Source organism: Rothia sp. HMSC075F09 (genome assembly GCF_001810515.1).
Taxonomy (GTDB): domain Bacteria; phylum Actinomycetota; class Actinomycetes; order Actinomycetales; family Micrococcaceae; genus Rothia.
Genome location: NZ_KV801779.1, coordinates 667 through 1,100, shown reverse-complemented (window position 1 = coordinate 1,100; position 434 = coordinate 667). Strand labels below are relative to the sequence as shown.

At 53.5% G+C, this 434-nt stretch carries 1 protein-coding gene; it reads left to right on the top strand.

Translation table 11 applies throughout. The features are described 5' to 3' along the window. Positions 1-39: 39 nt before the first annotated feature. Positions 40-434: DUF6318 family protein (locus tag HMPREF2749_RS01955; protein WP_246823484.1), on the top strand; the 395-nt coding region annotated here is incomplete at its 3' end.

The following is a 434-nucleotide window of genomic DNA, read 5'->3' as shown; positions in this document are numbered from 1 at the left end:
AAGCCCCGTTTTTCTCGTCGTGCCCTCGCTGTAGCAGGCGTGGGCACCCTCGGTGCTCTCATCGTCGGTCGACAGGCCGGTATCCTCGCCACCAATGAGGAAAAGCAGAAAATGCGTCTTCTTAAATGGGATAGGGCACTAATCGCTCTAGAACCTGATGAGAAGTTTGATGCTGGTTACGTAGACCGTGGAAGCGCAGCGGGGTTTATGGTCTACACCGCCTACGAACGCAACGGCAGGTACGTACCCGCCACTGAAGAGCATGCAGCCCAGAATGTGCCCTACCCCGTTCTGCAGCCGGGAATGAATGAGTATAACCGCGGTGGTTTCTATATTTTTCAGGCGTACTTTTATGCCGCCCTGAACTATTTCTACTACACCGGAGATACCAAGCCGCTCTCTGAAGTGATCAACCCCGAAGAGATCATTTCTCC